We start from the raw sequence: 1,425 nt of genomic DNA, 5'->3' as shown, positions 1-1,425 counted from the left end.
TAATTTAACACAGATATACTCTCTCCTTTCTGCGTGAATATCTGTATAAGGCGTTTAGTGGGGGGGCTATATCAAATGTGAAATAACGCACATTTAGTAGCAAGAATGCCTTGGTATTCTTGAATTTGTAGACCAAAATTCAGACTAAAGTCTGTATAATACAGATTTATCACTTTATAAAATAACATAATTTCATTTTATTTGATTTATATGCTAAGATCAAGACAAAGAAAAATATTTTTCGCGAATTTCAAAATAGTATACTTAAAATTATGAATGTTAGGGAAAGGAGGAACTATGGAATACCCGATTGGAATTGAGATGTCGAAAGACTATTTATCGTATGAGGTCAGTAAGGCTGCGTACAAGTTGGTGCACGATGTTATGCTGGTGCAGCCGGGAGAGAACGTAGTAATTACCGGAGATACCTCTACGGATAAACGTGTACTGGAAGCTCTCATGAGCGCAGCTTATACTGTTGGAGCCAATCCGCTGCTTGTTTTCGCACCGACCAATTTAAGTACCTATTCAGAACCGGCGGCTCCGCTTGGAAATGCAGTTGCTGTTTCCGATGTCTGGATTGAGTTATCATACGGTTCCATCTTCCTGAGTGATGCATGGAAGAGAGCAATTGATTTTGGCTGCCGTTACATTAATCTTACCGGTATGGATGCAACCATGATCGTGAATTGTATCGGAAGAGTCGATGTTAACAAGGTAGTAGAGCTGGGAGAGGCTTTAAAGGCTAAATTAGAGGCAGGAAACGATATTATCATTAAAGATAATAATGGAACTTATTTAACAGCCCAAAATGAGGGAAGAAAAGTTCGTCACTCCGGTCAGCTGGCAACCTTTAAGGGGTATCCGTTCATGATGGCTGGCCAGATTAGCTGGTGTCCAATAGAGGAAACGATTAATGGAACCCTTGTATTCGATGTTGCGATTTTCCCGCCGACCGACATGGGTGCAATTTCTGAAAATGTGAAACTCACCTTGGAAAATGGACGTGTAACTAAGATTGAAGGCGGAAAAGAGGCCGAACGTTTCAGCGCATGGCTGCATTCGTTCAACGATCCGAATATGTTCCGTTTGGCACACTATTCACTCGGATTCAATCCGGGCGTTATGAAACCAACCGGACGTATCGTAGAAGATGAACGAATTTTTGGATGCATGGAATTTGGTATTGGAAGTCAGGGTAAAATGATTCGCGGAAGCTACTGGACAGCAGCTTCTCACACAGACGGTGTAGTATCGAAACCTACAATTATCGTAGATGGCGTGACAATTGAGGAAAACGGAAAATATGTGGATCCGCAACTTGCTGAAATCTGCAAGCAGATGGGAGTTGAAGGATATTAATCCATAGTCATTAACCTTATAACAGAGGAAAGGAGCTTCCTGTATAATAAAAAGCGTAGACGT

At 41.2% G+C, this 1,425-nt stretch carries 1 protein-coding gene; it reads left to right on the top strand.

Annotated elements, in window-relative coordinates; translation table 11 throughout:
• Nucleotides 1-297 precede the first annotated feature (297 nt).
• Nucleotides 298-1,362 (top strand): hypothetical protein, encoded by a 1,065-nt coding sequence (locus DWZ76_RS14850; protein WP_118466978.1) that lies wholly within the window; start codon nucleotides 298-300, stop codon nucleotides 1,360-1,362.
• Nucleotides 1,363-1,425 lie beyond the last annotated feature (63 nt).

The sequence above is a fragment of the Clostridium sp. AF35-15 genome (genome assembly GCF_003477745.1).
In the GTDB taxonomy this organism is placed as follows: domain Bacteria; phylum Bacillota; class Clostridia; order Lachnospirales; family Lachnospiraceae; genus Otoolea; species Otoolea fessa.
The sequence above is the reverse complement of the archived record's forward strand: the minus strand, read 5'-3'. Positions and strand labels throughout refer to the sequence as shown.

What these genes read in the sequence shown, in the direction of transcription:
- DWZ76_RS14850 (WP_118466978.1), top strand. Translation starts at nt 298, where the DNA reads ATGGAATACCCGATTGGAATTGAGATGTCGAAAGACTATTTATCGTAT.